The sequence below is a fragment of the Streptomyces sp. SUK 48 genome (assembly GCF_009650765.1).
GTDB lineage: Bacteria > Actinomycetota > Actinomycetes > Streptomycetales > Streptomycetaceae > Streptomyces.
This window is the reverse complement of record NZ_CP045740.1, coordinates 5989029-6012360: the sequence shown is the minus strand read 5'-3', so window position 1 is coordinate 6012360 and position 23332 is coordinate 5989029. Positions and strand designations below refer to the sequence as shown.

At 70.5% G+C, this 23332-nt stretch carries 18 protein-coding genes; 6 read left to right on the top strand and 12 right to left on the bottom strand.

The window, feature by feature from the left end:
- Positions 1-16: 16 nt before the first annotated feature.
- Entirely contained in the window at positions 17-3556 is a 3540-nt protein-coding gene (dnaE, locus tag GHR20_RS26535; protein ID WP_153814585.1) for a DNA polymerase III subunit alpha, read from the bottom strand.
- Positions 3557-3780: 224 nt separating this feature from the next.
- On the opposite strand from dnaE, the gene GHR20_RS26530 reads away from it, so the two are divergent.
- From GHR20_RS26530 to GHR20_RS26515, 4 genes are all read left to right on the top strand, one after another.
- Positions 3781-5106: a DUF2252 domain-containing protein gene (locus GHR20_RS26530; protein WP_153814584.1), complete on the top strand. Its 1326-nt coding sequence runs from the start codon at positions 3781-3783 to the stop codon at positions 5104-5106.
- A gap of 89 nt (positions 5107-5195) precedes the next feature.
- The gene (locus GHR20_RS26525) at positions 5196-5879 is read left to right on the top strand and encodes a hypothetical protein (RefSeq protein ID WP_153814583.1); all 684 of its coding nucleotides are present in this window, start codon (positions 5196-5198) and stop codon (positions 5877-5879) included.
- Positions 5880-5946: 67 nt separating this feature from the next.
- A complete protein-coding gene (locus GHR20_RS26520; RefSeq protein WP_111582415.1) occupies positions 5947-6756 on the top strand; it encodes a thioredoxin domain-containing protein in 810 nt (269 codons plus the stop codon).
- Between the two features lie 136 nt (positions 6757-6892).
- Entirely contained in the window at positions 6893-8563 is a 1671-nt protein-coding gene (locus tag GHR20_RS26515; RefSeq protein ID WP_153814582.1) for an alkaline phosphatase D family protein, read from the top strand.
- Positions 8564-8660: 97 nt separating this feature from the next.
- On the opposite strand, the gene GHR20_RS26510 is transcribed toward GHR20_RS26515, so the two are convergent.
- Positions 8661-9239: a dienelactone hydrolase family protein gene (locus GHR20_RS26510; RefSeq protein WP_153814581.1), complete on the bottom strand. Its 579-nt coding sequence runs from the start codon at positions 9237-9239 to the stop codon at positions 8661-8663.
- A gap of 97 nt (positions 9240-9336) precedes the next feature.
- On the opposite strand from GHR20_RS26510, the gene GHR20_RS26505 reads away from it, so the two are divergent.
- Positions 9337-10443: a mechanosensitive ion channel domain-containing protein gene (locus GHR20_RS26505; protein ID WP_153814580.1), complete on the top strand. Its 1107-nt coding sequence runs from the start codon at positions 9337-9339 to the stop codon at positions 10441-10443.
- Positions 10444-10474: 31 nt separating this feature from the next.
- Here the strand turns inward: GHR20_RS26505 and GHR20_RS26500 are convergent, their stop codons facing one another.
- From GHR20_RS26500 to GHR20_RS26475, 6 genes are all read right to left on the bottom strand, one after another.
- Positions 10475-11215: an SDR family oxidoreductase gene (locus tag GHR20_RS26500; RefSeq protein WP_111582411.1), complete on the bottom strand. Its 741-nt coding sequence runs from the start codon at positions 11213-11215 to the stop codon at positions 10475-10477.
- Positions 11216-11391: 176 nt separating this feature from the next.
- Positions 11392-12978, bottom strand: coding sequence for a Na+/H+ antiporter (locus tag GHR20_RS26495; RefSeq protein WP_111582410.1), 1587 nt, complete (start codon positions 12976-12978; stop codon positions 11392-11394).
- 129 nt (positions 12979-13107) lie between these two features.
- The gene (locus tag GHR20_RS26490; protein ID WP_111582409.1) at positions 13108-13575 is read right to left on the bottom strand and encodes a GNAT family N-acetyltransferase; all 468 of its coding nucleotides are present in this window, start codon (positions 13573-13575) and stop codon (positions 13108-13110) included.
- Positions 13572-14516: an RluA family pseudouridine synthase gene (locus GHR20_RS26485; RefSeq protein WP_153814579.1), complete on the bottom strand. Its 945-nt coding sequence runs from the start codon at positions 14514-14516 to the stop codon at positions 13572-13574. The genes GHR20_RS26490 and GHR20_RS26485 overlap by 4 nt, the downstream gene beginning before the upstream one ends.
- Positions 14517-14601: 85 nt before the next feature.
- Complete coding sequence (gene lspA / locus GHR20_RS26480) at positions 14602-15183, bottom strand: signal peptidase II (protein ID WP_153814578.1); 582 nt, start codon at positions 15181-15183, stop codon at positions 14602-14604.
- Positions 15184-15250: 67 nt separating this feature from the next.
- On the bottom strand, positions 15251-16303 hold the full coding sequence (locus GHR20_RS26475) for a TraR/DksA C4-type zinc finger protein (RefSeq protein WP_153814577.1): 1053 nt from the start codon (positions 16301-16303) through the stop codon (positions 15251-15253).
- 590 nt (positions 16304-16893) lie between these two features.
- Here GHR20_RS26475 and ileS point away from each other — a divergent pair.
- A complete protein-coding gene (ileS, locus tag GHR20_RS26465) occupies positions 16894-20037 on the top strand; it encodes an isoleucine--tRNA ligase (protein WP_153814576.1) in 3144 nt (1047 codons plus the stop codon).
- Positions 20038-20205: 168 nt separating this feature from the next.
- Here the strand turns inward: ileS and GHR20_RS26460 are convergent, their stop codons facing one another.
- The 4 genes from GHR20_RS26460 to GHR20_RS26445 all read right to left on the bottom strand — a co-directional run bounded on the left by GHR20_RS26460 (position 20206) and on the right by GHR20_RS26445 (position 23326).
- Positions 20206-21435: a DivIVA domain-containing protein gene (locus GHR20_RS26460; RefSeq protein ID WP_153814575.1), complete on the bottom strand. Its 1230-nt coding sequence runs from the start codon at positions 21433-21435 to the stop codon at positions 20206-20208.
- A gap of 54 nt (positions 21436-21489) precedes the next feature.
- On the bottom strand, positions 21490-21780 hold the full coding sequence (locus tag GHR20_RS26455; RefSeq protein ID WP_037653106.1) for a YggT family protein: 291 nt from the start codon (positions 21778-21780) through the stop codon (positions 21490-21492).
- 59 nt (positions 21781-21839) lie between these two features.
- Complete coding sequence (gene sepF, locus GHR20_RS26450; RefSeq protein ID WP_111582403.1) at positions 21840-22481, bottom strand: cell division protein SepF; 642 nt, start codon at positions 22479-22481, stop codon at positions 21840-21842.
- 125 nt (positions 22482-22606) lie between these two features.
- Entirely contained in the window at positions 22607-23326 is a 720-nt protein-coding gene (locus GHR20_RS26445; protein ID WP_153814574.1) for a YggS family pyridoxal phosphate-dependent enzyme, read from the bottom strand.
- Between the last annotated feature and the right edge of the window lie 6 nt (positions 23327-23332).

The window sequence follows — 23332 nt, the reverse complement described above, 5'->3', positions numbered from 1 at the left end:
GCTGCCGGGAGCCGGCTCAGCCCGCGAGGCAGGACGGGCCGAGCAGCACCTTCAGGTCGCCGAAGAGCGCCGGATCGGGCTTGACCCGGTGCCGGTCCAGGCGTAGCACCGTGGTCTTGCGCGGCCCCTGGAGCTTGATCCGCACCTCGCTGTCGCCCTTGTGGTGACTGAGGATCTCGCCGAGGCGGCTGACCATGGGCGGGGTGACCCGGGTCGCCGGGATGGTGAGGACCACCGGCGCGTTGGCGCCCGCGTTGGACAGGTCCGGCACCATCAGCTCCATGGCGACGAGCCGGGGCACGTCCTCGCGCTTGTCGAGGCGGCCCTTGACGAACACCACGGCGTCCTCGACCAGTTGGGTCGACACCAGCTGGTAGGTGGCCGGGAAGAACATGCACTCGATGGAGCCCGCGAGGTCCTCGACGGTGGCGATCGCCCAGGCGTTGCCCTGCTTGGTCATCTTGCGCTGGAGGCCCGAGATGATGCCGCCGATGGTCACCACCGCGCCGTCCGCGTGCTCGCCGCCGGTGAGCTGGGAGATGCCCGCGTCGGCCTTGTCGGACAGCACGTGTTCGAGGCCGAACAGCGGGTGGTCGGAGACGTACAGACCGAGCATCTCCCGCTCCTGGGCGAGCAGATAGGTCTTGTCCCACTCGTCCTCGGCGAACTGCACGTCGAGGCCGAAGCCGGGCTCGTCCGCGCTGTCCTCGCCCATGCCGCCGAAGAGGTCGAACTGGCCCTCGGCCTCCTTGCGCTTGACCGCGACCACGTTGTCGATCATCGGTTCGTACTGCGCGGTGAGGCCCTTGCGGGTGTGCCCCATGGTGTCGAACGCGCCGGCCTTGATCAGCGATTCGGTGGTGCGCTTGTTGCAGACGACCGCCTCGACCTTGTCGAGGTAGTCGGGGAACGTGGCGTACTTCCCCTTGGCCTTGCGGCACCTGATGATCGACTCGACCACGTTGGTGCCCACGTTGCGCACCGCGGAGAGGCCGAAGAGGATCACGTCGTCACCCTGGGCGGCGAAGTTGGACTCCGACTCGTTGACGTTCGGCGGGAGCACCCGGATGCCCATGCGGCGGCACTCGTTGAGGTAGACCGCCGACTTGTCCTTGTCGTCCTTGACGGAGGTCAGCAGGCCCGCCATGTACTCGGCGGGGTGGTTGGCCTTGAGGTAGGCGGTCCAGTACGACACCAGGCCGTACGCGGCCGAGTGGGCCTTGTTGAACGCGTAGCCGGCGAACGGGACCAGCACGTCCCACAGCGCCTGGATGGCCTCGTCGCTGAAGTCCTTCTTGCGGGCGCCCTCCTGGAAGAGGACGAAGTTCTTCGCCAGCTCCTCGGGCTTCTTCTTGCCCATCACACGGCGCAGGATGTCGGCCTCGCCGAGCGAGTAGCCGGCGATGATCTGCGCGGCCTTCTGCACCTGCTCCTGGTAGACGATCAGGCCGTGGGTGACGTCCAGGACCTCCCTGAGCGGCTCCTCCAGCTCGGGGTGGATCGGCGTGATCTCCTGCTGCCCGTTCTTGCGCAGGGCGTAGTTCGTGTGGGAGTTCATGCCCATCGGGCCCGGCCGGTACAGGGCCGACACGGCGGAGATGTCTTCGAAGTTGTCGGGCTTCATCAGGCGCAGCAGCGAGCGCATCGGGCCGCCGTCGAACTGGAAGACGCCGAGGGTGTCGCCGCGCTGGAGCAGTTCGAAGGTCTTGGGGTCGTCCAGCGGCAGGGACAGCAGGTCGATGTCGAGGCCCTTGTTGGCCTTCACCATCTTGACCGCGTCGTCCATGATCGTGAGGTTGCGCAGGCCCAGGAAGTCCATCTTCAGCAGGCCGAGCGACTCGCAGCTCGGGTAGTCCCACTGCGTGATGGTCACGCCGTCGGTGTGCCGGACCCAGACCGGGACGTGGTCGGTGATGGTCTCGCTGGACATGATCACGCCGGCCGCGTGCACACCCATCTGCCGGACCAGGCCCTCCACGCCGCGCGCGGTGTCGATGACCTTCTTCACGTCCGGTTCGTTCTCGTACATCCCCCGGACCTCGCCCGCCTCCGAGTAGCGGGGGTGCTGCGGGTCGGTGATGCCGGAGAGCGGGATGCCCTTGCCGAGGACGTCGGCGGGCATGGCCTTGGTGATGCGGTCGCCCATCGCGTACGGGTAACCCAGCACGCGCGCCGAGTCCTTGATCGCGTTCTTGGCCTTGATGGTGCCGTAGGTGCCGATCATGGCGACCTTGTCGGCGCCGTACTTCTCGGTGACGTACCGGATCACCTCGACGCGCCGGCGCTCGTCGAAGTCGATGTCGACATCGGGCATCGAGATGCGCTCGGGGTTGAGGAACCGCTCGAAGATCAGGCCGTGCGGGATCGGGTCGAGGTCGGTGATGCCCATGGCGTAGGCGACGATCGAACCGGCCGCGGAGCCTCGGCCGGGGCCGACCGCGATGCCGTTGTTCTTGGCCCACATGATGAAGTCGGCGACCACGAGGAAGTAGCCGGGGAAGCCCATCGAGATGATGACGTCCATCTCGTAGTCGGCCTGCTTCTGGCGGTCCTCGGGGATGCCGCCGGGGAAGCGGCGGTCCATGCCCCGGCGGACCTCCTCCTTGAACCAGGTGACCTCGGTGTAGCCCTCGGGGATGTCGAACTTCGGCATCAGGTCGCGCTTCTCGAACATGCCGGTGGTGTCGACCATCTCGGCCACCAGGAGCGTGTTGGCGCAGCCCTCCTGCCAGGCGTCCGAGGAGTCGATGGCGTACATCTCGTCCGTGGACTTCAGGTAGTAGCCGGTGCCGTCGAACTTGAAGCGGTCCGGGTCGGAGAGGTTCTTGCCGGTCTGGATGCACAGCAGCGCGTCGTGGGCGGTCGCCTCGTGGGCGTACGTGTAGTGCGAGTCGTTGGTGACCAGCGGGGGGATGCCGAGCTTCTTGCCGATCTCCAGGAGGCCGTCGCGGACCCGGTGCTCGATGTCGATGCCGTGGTCCATCAGCTCCAGGAAGTACTTGTCCTTGCCGAAGATGTCCTGGTACTCGCTGGCGGCCTTGAGGGCCTCGTCGAACTGGCCGAGGCGCAGCCGGGTCTGCAGCTCGCCGGAGGGGCAGCCGGTGGAGGCGACGATGCCCTCGGACCACTGGGAGATGGTCTCCTTGTCCATCCGGGGCCACTTCTGGAGCCAGCCCTCGGCGTACGCGTCGGAGGACAGCCGGAAGAGGTTGTGCAGGCCGGTCCGGTTCACCGCCCACATCGTCTTGTGGGTGTAACCGCCGGAACCGGAGACGTCGTCGCGCTTCTGGTGCGGCTGGCCCCACTGGATCTTGCGCTTGTTGCGCCGGGATTCGGGGGCGACATATGCCTCGATCCCGATGATCGGCGTGATCCCGGACTTCTGGGCGGTGTGGAAGAAGTCGTACGCCCCGTGCAGGTTGCCGTGGTCGGACATGGCGATGTGCGTCATGCCCATTTCATTGCAGGCGTTGAACATGTCCTTCAGCCGCGCGGCACCGTCCAGCAGCGAGTACTGGGTGTGGACGTGCAGGTGCGTGAACGGCGGCTTTGACACGGTTTGGCCTCCAACGGGGAACGTCAGGCGACGGGCGGGCGGACACTCGGGGGGACAGCGTCGAATCCTATGCCCTGGCACTGACAGGCGGAGTGGATCCCCGCGTACGTCCGGGCGGGAACCGGGCACTCCCGCGCGGCGTCGCCCGTTGGAGACGGCGAAAGCGCTGTCGCACACATGAACGCACAGTGACGCACCACTCCCGCACCAGGAGGCATCCCGCGATGTCGGTCCCACAGCTCAGCGCCGAGCAGCGCGGCGAGGAGATCCTCGCCGTGTTCGACACCGCCTTCGGCAGGCTCCTGGCCGCCGACCCGGCCGCGTTCCGGGTGAAGTTCCGGAAGATGGCGGCCTCGGCCTTCGCCTTCTACCGGGGCACGGCGTGCCTCTTCTACCACGACCTCGACGCCGAGCGCCGGGGCGGCCCCTACCTGGACGACCGCACCTCGCGCGTGTGGATCCACGGCGACCTGCACGCCGAGAACTTCGGCACGTACATGGACTCGTACGGCCGCCTGGTGTTCAACGTCAACGACTTCGACGAGGCGTACGTCGGCCCCTTCACCTGGGACCTGAAGCGCTTCTCCGCCTCGGTCGCGCTCCTCGGGTACGCCAAGGCGCTGAGCGACGAGCAGATCACCGAGCTGGTGACGGTCTACGCGGACGCGTACCGGGAGCGGATCCACGCCCTGGCCACCGGCGCCAAGAGCGACGAGGTGCCGCCGTTCACCCTGGACACCGCCGAGGGCCCGCTGCTCGGCGCGCTGCGCGCGGCCCGCTCGCTCACCCGGTTCGAGCTGCTGGACTCGATGACCGAGATCCGTGACTTCGAACGCCGGTTCGCCTCGGGCCCCGGCACCGTGGAGCTGGACGCGGCCGACCGCTACAAGATCCTCGCGGCCTTCGACGGCTACCTGGAGACGCTGCCGGACTCCTCCCTGGCCCGCCCGGACTCCTACCGGGTCAAGGACGTCGTGGGCCGCCGGGGCGTGGGCATCGGCTCGGCCGGGCTGCCGTCGTACAACATCCTCCTGGAGGGCCACAGCGACGCCCTGGAGAACGATGTCGTGATCTACATCAAGCAGGCCCAGACCCCGGCCGTCTCCCGGCACCTCACCGATCCCGCCGTCGCCGGGTACTTCCAGCACGAGGGCCACCGCACGGTGATCTCCCAGCGCGCCCTCCAGGCGCACGCCGACCCGTGGCTCGGCTGGACCGAGCTGGACGGCGCGGGCCAGCTGGTCGCCGAGGTCTCGCCGTACGCGGTCGACCTGGACTGGAGCGACCTCGACGACCCGGAGGAGATCGCGCTGGTCGTGGCCGACCTGGGCCGGGCCACGGCGACCATGCACGCGGCGGCGGACGACACCTCCGGCGAGTCCCTGGTGCCCTTCTCCACCGAGCGGGCCATCGACGCGGCGATCGCGGCCGACGAGGAGGGCTTCGCACCCCTGCTGGTCGACTTCGCGCACACCTACGGCGCCCGCGCCCGCGCGGACCACCACCTCTTCGTGGAACTGTTCCGCAACGGCCGTATCCCGGGCCTGTAGGACGTACCGCCGAAGCGGTGGCGTGCGCGTACTCACAGGCCCCCTTTAGGGGTCCCTTACTCCGGTTCGTGACAGACTCTGCTCTCGCTATGGACATATCCGGGACCCACCTCAGAGCCGTACGCGCGGTGCTGTTCACGGCCTTCGTCGTGACCCTCGGCACCGCGTCGCACGTGCTGCTGTCCCGGACCCCGCTGCCGGGCGCGACCGTGGCCGCGGTCGCCGCCGGTGTCTTCGCCGGGGCGTACGCGCTGGCGGGCCGCGAGCGCGGCTTCGGCCGGATCGCGGCCCTGCTGGTCCCGCTGGAACTGGCCGCGGACACGGTGTTCACCACCGGCCAGCAGACCTGTTACGGCCGGGCGGGCGGCCCGGTCGCCGGCCCCCTGCACGCCTTCGGCTTCGACCTGCTGTGCCACGGCGGCGCGGTGGGCACCCCGCTGGCCCAGGTGGGCCGCGGGCAGGCCGCCGGAGTGCTGGCGAACGCCTCCCCGGCCACCGCCTGGCTGCTGCTCGCCGCGCACATCGGCGTGAGCCTGCTGGCCGCCGCCTGGCTGCGCCGGGGCGAGCGGGCCCTGGTGCAGCTGCTGCGCGCGGTGGCCGCCGCCTCCTTCCGGCCGCTGCTCCTCGCGGTGGCCGCGGTCTGCGGACGACTCCTGCCGGAGGGGCGCCCGCCGCGCCCGGTCCGGCGCCCCTGCGCCGCGCGCGACCGGCTGCTCGCCCACTCCCTGGGACGGCGTGGACCGCCGTGCTCCGCCCCGCTCACCACCTGGTGAGCGGCCCCGAGCACGCCACCCGTATTCCGCGCACGACAGCTGCGCGACCCCCAGGGAGAACACCGACATGAGCAAGCGGAACAGCCAGGCGTCGAAGAACGCGGCCCGGGAGCGGCTGCGCGTGGAGCGCGAGCGCCAGGCCAAGCGGGACAAGGCCAAGCGCCAGGCGTTCGTGGCCGGCGGCGTCGTGGTCGCGCTGGCGGCCGCGGGCGGCATCGGCTACGCCGTCGTCCAGGCCAACAAGCCCAGCTACTGGGAGGGCCTGAAGGACGCGAAGGTCGTCGCCCCGGCCCACACCGAGGGCGCCAAGGGCACCACGGTCGTCATCGGCAAGGCGAGCGCCAAGAAGACCCTCAAGATGTACGAGGACCCGCGCTGCCCGGTCTGCGCCCAGTTCGAGCAGACGGTCGGCTCGACGCTGCACAAGGACATCGACGACGGCAAGTTCAAGTACCAGTACGTGGGCGCCACGTTCCTGGACGCCCACGACAACGGTGTGGGCTCCAAGAACGCGCTGAGCGCGCTGGGCGCCGCCCTGAACGTCAGCCCCCAGGCGTTCCTGGACTACAAGTCCGCGCTTTACTCCACGAAGTGGCACCCGGACGAGAACGACGACAAGTTCAAGGACGACAACTACCTCATCAAGATCGCCGACACCGTTCCGGCGCTCAAGGGCAACGCCACCTTCCAGAACGCCGTCAAGAAGGGCACCTACGACGCCTGGGCGGTGAACATGTCGAAGCAGTTCGACCACAACAAGGACGGCGTGACCGGCACCCCGGCGTTCGTCATGGACGGCAAGCAGCTCAACGGCGGCAACATGATCACGTCGGTGGACGAGTTCAACAAGGTCATCGACGCGGCCATCAAGGGCTGAATACCCCATAGGTCCCATCCGGCCGGCGAACGCCAGGGGCTGACGCCCCGTCGAAAACCGACGGCTCGGTGAAGAGCGGGCGAACATTCCCTGTTCGCCCGTTCTTTTGTTCTACCGATCGGTAACCTGATCGGCCGTGACCAGTCGAAACAGATCGCTGCCGGCCTCCCAGGGCCTCAACTCCCTCTCCCCCCGCCGCCGTACGGTCGTCAAGGCCGTGGCGGCGACCGCTGTGCTGGCCGGGCCGCTCGCCGCCGCCCTCCCGGCCCGCGCCTCCGGCCAGGCCCCCGCGTTCCTGCACGGCGTGGCCTCCGGCGACCCGCTGCCCGACGGCATCCTGCTGTGGACCCGCGTCACCCCGACCCCGGACGCCACCCCCGGCTCCGGCGTCGGCCCGGACACCGCGGTGAGCTGGGTCGTCGCCACCGACAAGGCGCTCACCCAGGTCGTCAGCAAGGGCTCCACCACCGCGACGGCCGCCTCGGACCACACGGTGAAGGCGGACATCCGCGGCCTCCAGCCGGCCACCGACTACTGGTTCCGTTTCTCCTCCGGCGGCACCGACTCCCCCGTCGCGCGCACCCGCACCGCCCCGGCCGCCACCGCGGACATCTCCGGGCTCCGGTTCGGCGTGGTCACCTGCGCCAACTGGGAGGCCGGCTACTTCTCCTCGTACCGCCACCTCGCGGCGCGCAGCGACCTCGACGCCTGGCTGCACCTCGGCGACTACATCTACGAGTACAAGACCGGCGAGTACGCGGCCCGCGGCAAGGTGATCCGGCAGCACGCCCCCGCCAACGAGATCATCACCCTCGCCGACTACCGCACCCGGCACGGCAAGTACAAGACCGACGCCGACCTCCAGGCCCTGCACCTGAAGGCGCCGGTCATCGCGATCTGGGACGACCACGAGTTCGCCGACAACGCGTGGTCGGGCGGCGCGGTCAACCACACCGAGGGCGCCGAGGGCACCTGGACCGCCCGCAAGGCCGCCGCCAAGCAGGCGTACTTCGAGTGGATGCCGGTGCGCCCGGCGATCGAGGGCACCACCTACCGGCGGCTGCGCTTCGGCAAGCTCGCCGACCTGTCCCTGCTGGACCTGCGCTCCTTCCGCTCCCAGCAGGTGTCCGGCACCAGCGGCTCGGTGGACGACGCCGGCCGCACCATCACCGGCCGGGCCCAGCTCGACTGGCTGAAGGCGGGCCTGACCGCGTCCGACACCAAGTGGCGCCTGGTCGGCAACTCGGTGATGATCGCGCCGTTCGTCATCGGCTCCCTCACCGCGGACCTGCTGGGGCCGCTCGCCCAGCTGCTCGACCTGCCGCAGGGCGGCATAGGCATCAACACCGACCAGTGGGACGGCTACACCCACGACCGCCGGGAACTCCTCGACCACCTGACGTCGAACAACATCGGCAACACCGTCTTCCTGACCGGCGACATCCACATGTCCTGGGCCAACGACGTGCCGGTGGACGCGGGCACCTACCCGCTGTCCCGGTCGGCCGCCACCGAGTTCGTCATCACCTCGATGACCTCCGACAACCTCGACGACATCGTCAAGGTCCCCGAGGGCGTGGTCTCCGCGGTCGCCGCGCCGCTCATCGAGGCCGCCAACCGGCACGTCCACTGGGTGGACACCGACCGGCACGGCTTCGGTGTGCTGGACATCACCGCCGACCGCGCGCAGATGGACTACTACGTCCTCTCCGACCGCACCGACCAGAACGCCACCGCCAAGTGGGAGCGCTCGTACCGCACCCGCACCGGCACGCAGAAGGTCGAGCGCACCTACGACCCGGTCTAGGACCTCTCGTGTGGATCTTGCCGGGCTCGCGGGGTCTGGCACCGCTCCCTGATCCGGCCTGATCCGAACGAAAGACCCTGGGGCCGCACGAGAGGTCCTAGGCGGTCCGCAGGCCGTCGAGGAAGCCGAGCGCCACGCGCCAGGTCGCCTCGGCGGCCTGCGCGTCGTAGTCCGGCAGGTCGGGGTCGGTGTAGAGGTGCCCGGCCCCGGCGTACCGGTAGACCTCCACATCGGCGCCCGCCCGGCCCATCTGGAGGTACCAGGCGCTGAGCCAGTCGTCCGTCTCGAACGGGTCCGGCTCGGCCACGTGCAGCTGCACCGGCAGCTCGTCCACGGACGCGTTCGGCGCGATGTCCGAGGTGCCGTGCAGAAGCAGCAGCCCGCGCGCCTTGTCGTCGCCGAGGGCCAGGGTCTGCGCCACGGAGGCGCCGAGCGAGAACCCGGCGTAGACCAGCCCACGCTCCGAGTAGGGCGCCGCCGCCAGCACGGCCCGCTTCAGCAGCTCCTCCTTGCCGATCCCGTCGCCGAACTCCATGCCCTCCTCGACGGTGCCGAACGTCCGCCCCTCGAAGAGGTCCGGCGTCCACACCTCGTGGCCGGCCGCGCGCAGCCGGTCGGCGGCGTCGCGCACCGCGGGCCCGAGCCCGTAGGTCGAGTGAAAGAGCATGATGTTCATGAGCCCATGGTGCCAGCCGCGGGGCCGGGGCCCCGCCGGGCCCGGAGCGGCTCAAGTCACAGGTTCACGATCGCCGTGTGCGGTTACGTTCGAAGGCATGGAGACCGTACTGCGCCCTGTGATCGTGGTCGGCGCGTCCGTGTTCCTGACCGTCCTCATCGGCTGGGCCACCGACGTGCTGCTGCGTAAAGCGGACGAACGCCACTCCGAGACCCCCCTGTGGGACCGGCTGCGGCGCGCCCGCGTTCCGTATCAGCTGGTCCTGTGCGCCGCCCTGCTCAGAGGCTCGTACGACCAGGCGGAGCTGTTCGAGGAGCACCGGGTCGGGGTCGGCCGGACCCTGACCCTGGTACTGATCGGGGCCGCGGCCTGGCTGGTGATCCGGATCGCGAGCGCCGTGGTCGAGACGACGTACAGCCGCTACGCCCGCGTCCACCACGACGCGGCGCGGGTTCGGCGGGTGCGCACCCAGGTCACGCTGATCATGCGCGTGGTCTCGGCGATCGTCGGTGTGGTCGCGGTGGCCTCGATGCTGCTGACCTTCCCGGCGATGCGGGCCGCGGGCGCCTCCCTGCTGGCCTCGGCCGGTGTCCTCGGCATCGTGGCCGGTGTCGCCGCGCAGTCCACGCTGTCGAACCTGTTCGCCGGGCTCCAGATCGCCTTCGGTGACATGGTGCGCATCGGGGACACCGTGGTCGTGGACGGCGAGTGGGGCGCGGTCGAGGAGATCACCCTGACCTTTCTGACGGTACGGACCTGGGACGAGCGCCGGATCACCATGCCGGTGTCGTACTTCACCTCCAAGCCGTTCGAGAACTGGTCGCGGGGCACCCCGCAGATGACCGGGATCGTGTTCTGGCAGCTCGACCACAGCGCGCCCCTGGAGGCGATGCGCGAGAAGCTGCGCGACATCCTGCGCCAGTGCGCGGCCTGGGACGGCCGCGCCTCCAACCTGGTGGTCACCGACTCCACCGCCAACACCATGGAGGTGCGGGCGCTGGTGACCGCGAAGGACTCCGACGACATATGGACGGTGCGGGTCGCGGTCCGCGAGCAGATGATCACCTGGCTCTCCGCGGAGCACCCCTACGCGCTGCCCCGGGTCAACACCTCGGAGGCGGTGCTGCCGCCCTACCGCGTGCCCTCCCCGGACCGGCACTCGCTGCGCAAGGCGTACGAGTTCCCGCGCACCGGCCGGAGCTGACCGGGCGGTACCGGTGGCGCCTAGGCGCGGCTCAATGCCCGCGTTCCGCGCCTCCGTTGACCTGGATGATCTGTGAGGTGATGTGCCCGGCGGCGGGCGAGGCCAGCCAGTGCAGGGTGGACGCCACGTCGCCCGGCTCGCCCGCCCGGCCGGTGGAGGTCTCGGCCACGAGCTGTCCGCGCCGCTCCTCGGGCAGGCCGTCGCCGAAGAAGTCGGTGTCCTCGATGTAACCGGGCGCGACCACGTTCACCGTGATGCCCCGGTGGCCCAGGCGGCGGGCCAGGTCGTGGGCGTAGGGGTGCAGCGCGGCCTTGGACGCCGCGTAGGCGCCGGTGCCCGAGCCCCGGTAGGCGGCGATGGAGCTGAGGAAGAGCACCCGCCCGCCGGGCTCGGCGAGCCGCTCCTGGAGGGCCTCGGTGAGCAGCACTGCGGTGAGGGTGTTGAGTCCGAAGGCGACGGTCCAGGCATGGGCCACCCGGTCGAGGGGGTCCTCGCCGCCGGCCGGCGGCTCCAGGCCGCCGGAGCCCCCGGCGCTGTGCACGAGCACGTCGACGGTGCCGAACTCCCGGGCGACGAGCCGGGCGGTCTCCCGCACGTCGGCGGGCTCGGTGAGATCGGCCGCGTGGGTGAGCGCCCCCGGCACCCCGGCCTTCTCCAGCACCTCCGCGCGCCGCCCGAGGAGCAGCACCCGGTCCCCGTCCGCGGCGAAGGCGCGCGCCGTCGCCAGCCCGATGCCCGTGCCGCCTCCACTGATCACGATGTTGCGAGTCATGATCCGAGAGTAGGAGTACGGGGCGGACGGCGCTTCCGGTTATCCACAGACCCCATACATACGTATGACCGGATATACACAGCTAGCCGATCCACGCGGCTCGCTGATCCACACGGCCGGCTGATCTGCGCGGCCGGCTGATCTACGCGGCCCGCCGAGCGTCCGGCCGAGCCTCCCTAACGCAGGCTGCGCACATCGAGGTGCCGCAGAACCCGGTCCACGATCTCCGGGTCCACCCCCGGCTCGCTGCGCGCGGCGAGCACCTCGTGCCGGGCCGCGCTGAGCATCTCGCCCTGGATGCGCCGGATCCGCTTCAGCCGCTTGGCCCGCTGGTGCTGTGCCTCGCGGCGCTCCTCCTCGCCCATGTCGGGGCTGATCCGGATGCCGATGTCGAACGCCTGCCGCAGCATCTGCTCGGACAGCTCCTCGGGCAGTTCCTCCACCTGCTCGATCTCGCGCAGCCGGCGCTTGGCCGCCTTGGCCGCGCGCACCGCGAGCTCCTTCTCGTACTCCTTCTCCCGCTCGGCGTCCGCCCGCACCCGCAGCCGTTTGACCAGCCACGGCAGGGTCAGCCCCTGGATCACCAGGGTCGCGACGATCACCCCGAAGGCGATGAAGACGATCTCGTCCCGGTCCGGGAAGGGTTTCCCGGCGTCGGTCTCCAGCGGGATGGCCAGCGCCAGCGCGACCGAGGCCACCCCGCGCATCCCGGACCACCACATCACGACCGTCTCCCGCCAGCTCGCCGGGATCTCCTCCTCCACGTCGCGCCGGGCGTGCAGCCGTTTGGTCAGCCAGGTCGCCGGGAGCAGCCACAGCAGCCGTACGACGATCACCACACCGGCGACGGCGGCCGCCCAGCCGAGCAGCTCGCCCCACCGCCCGCTGGCCGTGCGGATCGCGTTGTGCAGCTCCAGGCCGATCAGGCCGAAGGCGACGCCTGTGACGAGGGTGTCGATGATGTCCCAGAAGGTGTGCCCGGCCAGCCGGGTCATCACGTCGTCGGCGCCGGTGGCGTACTCGGAGAGGTAGAGGGCCGTGGTGAGCACGGCGAGCACGCCGGAGCCCTGGAGCTTCTCCGCGAGCACGTAGGAGGCGTACGGCACCAGCAGGGTCAGGCCGATCTGGAGCGTCGGGTCCCCCAGCAGGTCCATCACCCGGTTGGCGCCCCAGCCGAGCAGCAGCCCGACGGCCACCGCGACCACGGCGGACAGCACCAGCGCGAGCCCGGCCCGCCAGGGCGAGAACAGGCCGCTCACGGCGGCGGCGATCGCCACGTGGTAGAGCACGATGGCCGTGACGTCGTTGAACAGCCCCTCGCCCTCCAGGATCGACACCAGGCGGCGCGGCAGCCCGAGTTGTCCGGCGACGCTGGTCGCGGCGACCGGGTCGGGCGGGGCGATCAGGGCGCCGAGCGCCACGGCGGCGGCGACCGAGAGGCCGGGCACGATCGCGTGGGCGACGAAGGCGACGCACACCGTGGTGACGAACACCAGGGCGACGGCCAGGGTCAGGATCGGGCGCTTGTTGGTCGTGAACTGCCGCCAGGAGGTGCGTCGTACGGCCGCGTAGAGCAGCGGGGGCAGCAGTCCGGGCAGGATCAGCTCGGGCGGGATGTTCACGTTGGGCACGAAGTCGGCCACCGCGAGGACCCCGCCGAACAGCGTCATCAGCACCGGGGCCGGCACCCCGAGGCGGTCCCCCACCGGGACGCTCACCAGGGCCCCGAGCAGCAGGGCGAACAACAGAGCCAACTGATCCAAGGCCGGCACTCCGGGGTCGACATGGCACACGAGGCTTCAAGCCTGCCATGCCGACCGGCCGGCGGCCGTTTCAGGGCATCGCCCCGGGGCCTGCCCCCGCACCCCGTTCACCGGCTCTTCCGGCGGTGGTCACAGGGCGCGGCGCATCGCCCGGTGGGGCATGTCGGCGTCCAGGAACTCCGGTCCGTAGGCCGCGTAGCCGAGCCGCTCGTAGAAGCCCAGCGCCTGGGTCTGCGCGTGCAGGTCCACGGCGGCCAGACCGCGGGCGCGGGCCGCGTCCTCGATGGCCCGCACCAGGGCGGCGCCGATACCGAGCCCGCGGGCCTCACGGGAGACCGCGAGCCGCCCGAGGGAGCCGACGGAGGCGTCCGCGCCGGTCTTGGCGACGGCCGCCTCGCCGGTCAGCAGCCGGCCGGTGCCCAGCGGGGTGCCGTCCGCGCGCAGGGCCAGCACATGCACCGCGCCGGCGTCGTACGCGTCGTACTCGATGGCTTCGTCCACGCCCTGCTCACGGACGAAGACGTCCTTGCGGACCGCGAAGCACGCCTCCAGGTCGGCGGGGTCCCCGGCGACGCGGACGGTGGGCGCCCCGGTCATCCGTAGGTCTCCTCGCGGACCAGGTCGAGGGCCTGCTCAAGGTCCTCGGGGTAGTCGGAGGAGAACTCCACCCACTGGCCGTCACCCGGGTGTTCGAAGCCGAGGCGCACCGCGTGCAGCCACTGGCGGGTGATGCGCAGCCGCTTGGCGAGGGTGGGGTCCGCGCCGTAGGTGAGGTCGCCGACGCACGGGTGGCGGTGGGCGGCCATGTGGACGCGGATCTGGTGGGTGCGGCCGGTCTCCAGCTTCACATCGAGCAGCGAGGCGGCGCGGAAAGCCTCGATGAGGTCGTAGTGCGTCACCGAGGGCTTGCCGTCGGCGGTGACCGCCCACTTGTAGTCGTGGTTCGGGTGGCGGCCGATCGGGGCGTCGATGGTGCCGCTCGTCGGGTCCGGGTGGCCCTGGACCAGGGTGTGGTAGCGCTTGTCGACCGTGCGCTCCTTGAACTGGCGCTTGAGCGAGGTGTACGCGTACTCCGACTTGGCGACCACCATCAGGCCGGAGGTGCCCACGTCCAGGCGGTGCACGATGCCCTGGCGCTCGGCGGCGCCGGAGGTGGAGATGCGGTAGCCGGCGGCGGCGAGACCGCCGATGACGGTCGGCCCGGTCCAGCCCGGGGAGGGGTGCGCGGCCACGCCGACCGGCTTGACGATGACGACCACGTCGTCGTCGTCGTGCACGATCTCCATGCCCTCGACGGGTTCGGCGACCACCTGCACCGGGGCGGGCGCCTGCGGCATCTCGACCTCCAGCCAGGCGCCGCCGTGCACCCGCTCGGACTTGCCGACGACCGCGCCGTCGACCTGCACCTTGCCGGACGCGGCCAGCTCGGCCGCCTTCGTGCGGGAGAAGCCGAACATGCGGGAGATGGCGGCGTCGACGCGCTCGCCCTCCAGGCCGTCGGGCACGGGCAGGGTACGGATCTCGGGAATCGTGCTCACCCGTCGAGTATGCCGGACGGGCACGGCGGCCCTGACCGGGCCTGTGGAAAACCGGGCCCGGACCCGGTCCGCCGGGGCCGTGCCGTCAGTCCTTGTGGACCGTGCCGTCCGGGTCCAGACCGCGGAAGGACAGCAGCACGATCAGGATGCCGCCGCACACGATCGCCGAGTCGGCGAGGTTGAAGATCGCGAAGCCCTTGGGCGCGATGAAGTCCACGACCTGGCCCTCGAACACCCCGGGGGCGCGGAAGATCCGGTCGGTGAGGTTGCCGAGCGCGCCGCCGAGCAGCAGGCCGAGCGCGACGGCCCAGGGGAAGCTGTAGAGCTTGCGGGCCAGCCGCATGATCACGACGATCACCGCGGCGGCGATCACCGTGAAGATCACGGTGAAGGCCGCGCCGAAGCCGAAGGCGGCGCCCGGGTTGCGGATGGCGTTCAGTTCCAGCAGGTTCCCGACGAGCTTGATCGGAGCGTGGCCCTCCAGCTTGGCCACCACCAGCGTCTTGCTGATCAGGTCGAGCGCGTAGGCGAACGCGGCCACGGCGAACAGCACGGCGATCCGGCGGCCACGGCCGGTCCGCTCCTGCGCCGGGGCGTGCTCCGGGGTCCGATGTGCGCCGTCCTCCGGGGTGTCCGGCGTATTGATGATGCGCTCCGCCTCTGCCACGTGCGTCCCTCGACCTAGGTACCTGACTGGGGACGAGACTACGGCACGCTTCGGCGGCCCCACACGCTCAGGAGCGGCGTTCCTGCTTCTGCTTGCACTCCACGCAGAGGGTGGCCCGCGGGAACGCCTGCATCCGGGCCTTGCCGATGGGATTGCCGCAGTTGTCGCACAGGCCGTAGGTGCCCGCGTCCAGCCGTTCGAGCGCGCGTTCGGTCTGGGTGAGCATCTCGCGCGCGTTGGCGGCCAGCGCCAGCTCGTGCTCGCGGGTGATGTTCTTGGTCCCGGTGTCGGCCTGGTCGTCGCCCGCACCGTCCCCGGAGTCGCGCATCAGGCCGACCAGAGACTCCTCGGACGAGCTGATCTCCCGCCGCAGCCGCTCCATCTCGGACTGGAGCTCCGCACGCGCCTCGGCGACCTCCTGCCCGGTCCAGGGGTCCTCGCCGGGGCGCACCGCCAGCTCGCCGGGGTCCGCCGCGGCGAGGCGCGCCTTGGGAACGGCGGTGTCGTCCGCCGTGGCCGTGCCAGGGGTCTTCTTCGCAACCACCTTCGTGGCTCCTGTCTGCTTCGCGGCCCGTGCCGCGCCCGCCTTCTTGGCCGTGCTCTTCTCGTCCGGCTCCGCCGTGCGGGCCGCGCTCTTCGCGGCCTTCCCGGCGGCGGTTCCCGCCGCGGTGGCGTGCTTGGCCGCCGTACCGCCGGCCGCCGCGTCCCCGGTCGCCGTGTCCTTGGCCGCCGTCTCCTTGGCGGCGCTCTTCGTGGCGGGCGTCTTCTTCGCCGCCTTCCTGGCCGCCGGTTTCCCGGCCGCCGACTTCTCCGCCGCGGCCGTCCCATGCGCGGCCGCCGCGGTCTTCCCGGCCGCCGCCCTCTTCTCCGGCGTCCGCCTGGCGGCCGTCTTCCTCGCCACCGGGTGGGCGGCGGCCTCGTCGGCCGCGCCCGTCTGCTCCAGGACCGGCTTCACGGTGGCTCCCTTCTCGGCGGCGGCCTTTCTGGCCACCGCCTTCCCGTCCCCCTCCTCGGCCGCCTTCTTCGCCGCCGCCCTGTCGGCGCCGGTCCTGTCGGCGGTGGTTCTCTCGGTACCCGTCCTCCCGGCCACGGCCTTCTTCGCGCTCTCTCTCGCCACCATGGCCGCGGCCCCTTCACCTAGGGTGAGCTTGCTCGCGAATCGTGCTGGGACGATAAATCGACTTGCCTCCCGCGGCAACGGGGCACACCGCCTGATTCGCCCGGCCGCACCCCCGCGCGACGGGCCTGCATCCGTTGTGCCCAGCTCCCCGCCGGGTAATCCGCCCCGCCGGGCATCACCCCCCTGCCCTCGCCATTCGGGGCATCGGGCGCCCGCGCCGGGCCCCCGCCGGCCGCCGCCCCGAAAAGCGGTCGGCCGCTGTCCGCGGGGCGCCGTACACTGGGCGCAGCGAGAAGCATGGATGGGGACGAGTAGCGCCGTACGCAGCCCAGAGCGACCCGGGGTCGGTGGAAGCCCGGGGGCGAGCGCGACGTGAAGATCACCCCGGAGCCGCCGGAAGAAAGCCGCAGCCGCAGGGCCAGGCCAGTAGAACCGGTTTCGCGAACCCAATGAGGGGGCTCACCGACGCCCGAGGCGCGGCGGCGGGCCAAGGAGGGTGGTACCGCGGGAGCGCGCCGCACACGGCGTGAGGAATCGAAGCTCTCGTCCCTCCGACGGAAGGCAGAAAGTCCGTTGGAGGATGCTCGCAGATGACAGCGCCGACGTACCGCCAGGTGCCCGCACAGGTCGACCTGCCCGCGCTTGAGCACGCCGTGCTCGACTTCTGGCGCGAGCAGAAGATCTTCGCCAAGACCCTGGAGCAGTCCGAGGGCCGCCCCGAATGGGTGTTCTACGAGGGGCCGCCCACCGCCAACGGCATGCCCGGCGCCCACCACATCGAGGCGCGTGTCTTCAAGGACGTCTTCCCGCGCTTCCGCACCATGCGCGGCTACCACGTGGGCCGCAAGGCCGGCTGGGACTGCCACGGCCTGCCCGTGGAGCTGGCCGTGGAGAAGGAGCTGGGCTTCTCCGGCAAGAAGGACATCGAGGCGTACGGCATCGCCGAGTTCAACGACAAGTGCCGCGAGTCCGTGACCCGGCACACCGACGCCTTCGCCGCGCTGACCACCCGCATGGGCTACTGGGTCGACCTGGACGACGCCTACCGGACCATGGACCCGGAGTACGTGGAGTCGGTCTGGTGGTCGCTGAAGGAGATCTTCGGCAAGGGCCTGCTGGTCCAGGACCACCGCGTCGCCCCCTGGTGCCCGCGCTGCGGCACCGGCCTGTCCGACCACGAGCTCGCGCAGGGCTACGAGACGGTCGTCGACCCCTCGGTGTACGTCCGCTTCCCGCTGACCTCCGGACCGCTGGCCGGCGAGGCGGCGCTCCTGGTGTGGACGACGACCCCCTGGACCCTGGTCTCCAACACGGCGGTCGCCGCGCACCCCGAGGTCACCTACGTCGTCGCGACGAACGGCGAGGAGAAGGTCGTCGTCGCCGAGCCGCTGCTCGCCAAGGCGCTCGGCGAGGGCTGGGAGCCCACCGGGCAGAGCTTCACCGGCGCCGAGATGGAGCGCTGGACGTATCAGCGCCCGTTCGAGCTCGTCGAGTTCCCCGAGCCGGCCCACTACGTGGTGAACGCCGACTACGTGACCACCGAGGACGGTACGGGTCTGGTCCACCAGTCCCCCGCCTTCGGTGAGGACGACCTCAAGGTCTGCCGCGCCTACGGTCTGCCCGTGGTCAACCCGGTGCGCCCCGACGGCACCTTCGAGGAGGACGTGCCGCTGGTCGGCGGCGTCTTCTTCAAGAAGGCGGACGAGCGGCTCACCGAGGACCTGGGGCAGCGCGGTCTGCTCTTCCGGCACCTGCCGTACGAGCACAGCTACCCGCACTGCTGGCGCTGTCACACCGCGCTGCTCTACTACGCGCAGCCCTCCTGGTACATCCGTACGACGGCCGTCAAGGACCGTCTGGTCCAGGAGAACGAGAAGACCAACTGGTTCCCGGAGACGGTCAAGCACGGCCGCTTCGGCGACTGGCTGAGCAACAACATCGACTGGGCGCTCTCCCGCAACCGCTACTGGGGCACCCCGCTGCCGATCTGGCGCTGCGAGGAGGACCACCTCACCTGCGTCGGCTCCCGCGCGGAGCTGTCCGAGCTGTCCGGCACCGACCAGTCGGAGCTCGACCCGCACCGCCCGTACATCGACGCGATCACCTTCGCCTGCCCCCACGAGGGCTGCGGGAGCACGGCCATCCGCGTGCCGGAGGTCATCGACGCCTGGTACGACTCGGGTTCCATGCCGTTCGCGCAGTGGGGCTACCCGCACAAGAACAAGGAGCTGTTCGAGAGCCGTTACCCGGCGCAGTTCATCTCCGAGGCGATCGACCAGACCCGCGGCTGGTTCTACACGCTGATGGCCGTCGGCACCCTGGTGTTCGACAAGTCGTCGTACGAGAACGTGGTGTGCCTCGGCCACATCCTCGCCGAGGACGGCCGCAAGATGTCCAAGCACCTGGGCAACACCCTGGAGCCGATCCCGCTGATGGACCAGCACGGCGCGGACGCGGTGCGCTGGTTCATGGCGGCCGGCGGTTCCCCGTGGGCGGCCCGCCGGGTCGGCCACGGCACCATCCAGGAGGTCGTCCGCAAGACGCTGCTGACGTACTGGAACACGGTCGCCTTCCAGGCGCTGTACGCCCGTACGTCGGACTGGGCGCCGAGCGCGGCCGACCCGGCCCCGGCCGACCGCCCGCTGATCGACCGCTGGCTGCTGTCCGAACTGCACGCGCTCACCGACCAGGTGACGCAGGCGCTGGAGGGCTACGACACCCAGCGCGCCGGCAAGCTGCTGTCCGCGTTCGTCGACGATCTGTCCAACTGGTACGTCCGCCGTTCGCGCCGCCGCTTCTGGGGCGGCGACAAGGCCGCGCTGCGCACGCTGCACGAGGTCCTGGAGACGGTCACCAAGCTGATGGCGCCGATCACCCCGTTCATCGCGGAGCGGGTGTGGCAGGACCTGATCGTGCCGGTCACCCCGGGCGCGCCGGAGTCGGTGCACCTGGCGTCCTGGCCCGAGCCGGACCTCGGTGCGATCGACCCGGAGCTGTCGCGGCAGATGGTTTTGGTGCGCCGGCTGGTGGAGCTGGGCCGTGCCACGCGCGCCGAGTCGGGCGTCAAGACGCGTCAGCCGCTGTCCCGCGCGCTGATCGCGGCGAGCGGTTTCGAGACCCTGGACCGCGAACTTCACGCGCAGATCACGGAGGAGCTGAACGTCTCCTCGCTGGCGTCGCTGTCCGAGGTCGGCGGCTCCCTGGTGGACACCACCGCCAAGGCCAACTTCCGTGCGCTGGGCAAGCGGTTCGGCAAGCGGGTGCAGGACGTGGCCAAGGCGGTCGCCGCCGCCGACGCCGCCGCGCTGTCGCTGGCGCTGCGTCAGGGCACGGCCTCGGTGGAGGTCGACGGTGAGACGGTCACCCTGGCGCCGGACGAGGTGATCATCACCGAGACGCCGCGCGAGGGGTGGTCGGTGGCGTCCGACTCCGGTGCCACGGTGGCGCTGGACCTGGAGATCACCGAGGAGCTGCGCCGGGCGGGACTCGCCCGGGACGCGATCCGGCTCATCCAGGAGGCGCGCAAGAACAGCGGCCTGGACGTCGCGGACCGGATCGCGCTGCGGTGGACGTCCACGGACCCGGCGGTGATCGCCGCCCTCGGTGAGCACGCCGAGCTGATCGCGGAAGAGGTCCTGGCGACGGACTTCGCCCAGGGCGAGGCCGACGACAGTTACGGCGACGCCTTCACCGACGAGGGTCTGAGCCTGGTGTTCCGGCTGCGCAAGGCGTAGGCGCCGGCAGTCACATGAGAAGGGCCCGCCCTCCGGTTCGGAGGGCGGGCCCTTCTTCGTAGGCGGAAAAGCACACCGCACACAGAAGAACGCGGCCCCGGACCGGAGTCCGGGGCCGCGTTCTCAGCGCTGCCGACGCTATGGCGTACTACTCACCGTCGCCGGCGCTCAGTTGTCGTCCTCATCGATCAGGAACCCGCGCATCGGCGAGGGAGCCTGGCCCATCGGGGACGGGCCCTGCGGACGGACCGGAGCCATCGGCTGGGTCATGGCGGGCGTCATCTGCTGCTGACCGCCGTAGGACGGGCCGGACGTCTGGGCGGGCGAACCACCCATCGCCTGGCCGCCGCCGTAGGACGGGGCGCTCGCGCCGGCCGGAGCCATGGAAGGCGCCGGGGACGGCGGCAGGGACGCGGCGGCCGGGGTACGCGGCGGGGCCAGCGAGTCGTCGGCCTGGGTCTCCAGCTGGCGCAGCTGCGACTCCAGGTACGACTTCAGGCGCGTGCGGTACTCGCGTTCGAAGCCGCGCAGGTCCTCGACCTTGCGCTCCAGCGTGGCGCGAGCGGACTCCAGGGAGCCCATCGCGACGCGGTGCTTCTCCTGCGCGTCCCGCTCCAGGGCGTCGGCCTTGGCACGGGCGTCACGCTCCAGACCCTCGGCGCGGCTGCGGGCCTCGCCGACGATCTTGTTGGCCTCGGAGCGGGCCTCGGCGATCGCCTGGTCGGCGGTCTGCTGGGCCAGCGAGAGGACACGAGCGGCGCTGTCGCCACCGGGGCCCTGACCGGGACCGCCCATGGGACCGCCCATCGGGCCACCCATGGGACCGCCCATGGGGCCACCCATCTGCTGCTGCATGGGCGGCTGACCGCCCATCGGGCCCTGTCCCATGGAGCCCTGGCCCATGGAACCCTGCCCCATGCCGCCTTGGCCCATGGAGCCCTGTCCCATCGGGCCCTGTCCCATCGAACCCTGTCCCATCGGACCCTGGCCCATCGGACCCTGGCCCATCGGACCGGGACCCTGAGGACCGCCCTGCCCGCTGGGACCGGCGGGCAACTGCGGGGCACCGCTCGGCAGCTGGGGCGGACCGCCCATGGGGCCACCCATCTGCTGCTGCGGCGGGCCCGATATGCCGGCGGGTACCGGAGAGCCGGGACCTCGCATGCCCTGCTGCTGCTGTTCCTGCTCCGGAGGCTTGCGGGAGTTCTGCTGGTTCTGCGCCGCGGCACGCGTGGCGGCGGCCAGCTTCGCGCGCAGGTCCTCGTTCTCCCGGAGCAGACGGGTCAGTTCGGCTTCGACCTCATCGAGGAAGGCATCGACCTCGTCCTCGTCATAGCCTTCTCGGAGGCGGACGGTCGTGAACTGCTTGTTCCGCACGTCCTCGGGGGTCAACGGCATCTCTTCACCTCAACGTAGTCATCGGCAGTCGGCAAGACCGGATCGTCCACACGCTCATCTCACGAAGTTCTGCACGATGGCGATGAGAATGTAGACGATGATCATCAGTACGAAGAAGGACAGGTCGAGCGCCACGCCCCCGAGACGCAGCGGCGGAATGAACCGCCGCAGAAGCTTCAGCGGTGGATCGGTGACAGTGTAGGTGGCCTCCAGTACGACCACCATCGCCTTGCCGGGTTGCCACGAGCGGGCGAACTGGAAGACGTAGTCCATGACCAGCCGGAAGATGAGCACGACGAGAAACACCATCAGCGCGATGTAGATCACCTGCGCGAACACGCCCATGGCCTGTGTTTCCCTCTCCCCTGTTCCGAGCTCTTGCGTACTGCGGTCCGGTCTGCGTCTCAGCTCTGGTTGAAGAACCCGCCCTCTGCGATGCGGGCCTTGTCCTCCGCCGTGACATCGACGTTAGCAGGAGACAACAGGAACACCTTCTGCGTCACCCGCTCGATACTGCCGTGAAGACCAAACACCAAACCGGCCGCAAAGTCGACAAGTCGCTTGGCGTCTGTGTCATCCATCTCAGTCAGATTCATGATCACCGGGGTGCCCTCACGGAAGTGTTCCCCGATGGTACGGGCCTCGTTGTAGGTCCGCGGGTGCAATGTCGTGATCCGGTAAGGCTCTCGTTCCGACACGACCTTGGGCATGATCACCGGCGCGTTCTTCTCCAGGGACTGACGTTCTTGTGTGATGGACGCCACGGGCGCGATCCGCGCCGGGCGACCGGATTCCGCGGGTAGCGAAGCCGCCCTGGACACCGGTTCGCGGGGTGCCGGAGGCTGCACCACTCGCACCGATTCATCCCTTTGGGGCTGATGTGCCTCATGCGGTTGATGCAGCGGCTCGTGCCGCCGGTGGTCCCGCTCGGGCTCCGGGTCCAACTCGGGCTCGAAATCGTCATCGGGGTCGAATCCGCGGCCGTCGTACCCATCGTCCTCCACGAGGCCGAGGTAGACCGCCATCTTGCGCATCGCGCCGGCCATGCTCTGAGTCCTCCGCTCTGTGGTGGATCGGCTGACCTGCCAAGTGCCCGCGATCCACGCGGTCGTTGTGTCCGTTTCGCGAACACTGACCATATTTTCTGCTGTGGTCCGACTTCTTGGCGACGTTACCCGAGCCGGGGACGGACACCGAGTACCGCAGTGCCGACGCGCACATGTGTCGCCCCGGCCGCCACGGCCTGCTCGAGGTCCGCACTCATCCCTGCCGACACCATGGTTGCAGTCGGATGGGCTCGGCGCAGGTCGGTCGACAAATCCATGAGGCGCCCGAACGCCGCCTGTTCGCGTCCCGCGTACTCGCCGGTGAGCGGAGCCACGGTCATCAGACCGTCGAGCCGCAGTCCCGGCGAGCCGGCGACGAGGTCGGCCAACTCTTCGATTCCTTCGGGGGCCACGCCCCCGCGCTCACCTCGTCCGCCCGCGTCCGCGTCGAGCGCGACCTGGACCACGCACCCCACCTCGCGCCCCGCGCGCACCGCCTCCTTGGACAGCGCGGTGACGAGCCGCGCGCGGTCGATCGACTGCACGACATCGGCGTAACCGACCACGGAGCGCACCTTGTTGGTCTGCAACTGGCCGACAAAATGCCACTTCAGGGGCAGATCCGCACAAGCCGCCGCCTTGGGCGCGGCGTCCTGGTCGCGGTTCTCGGCGACATGGCGCACCCCGAGCTCCGCCAGGAACCGCACATCGCTCGCCGGGTAGGTCTTGGTGACCACGATCAGGGTCACCTCCTCCCGCCGCCGGCCCGCGGCCGCACAGGCGCGGGCGATGCGCTGCTCCACATGCGCCAGATTCCCGGCGAGTTCGGTCTTACGCTCCGTCATGCCCCA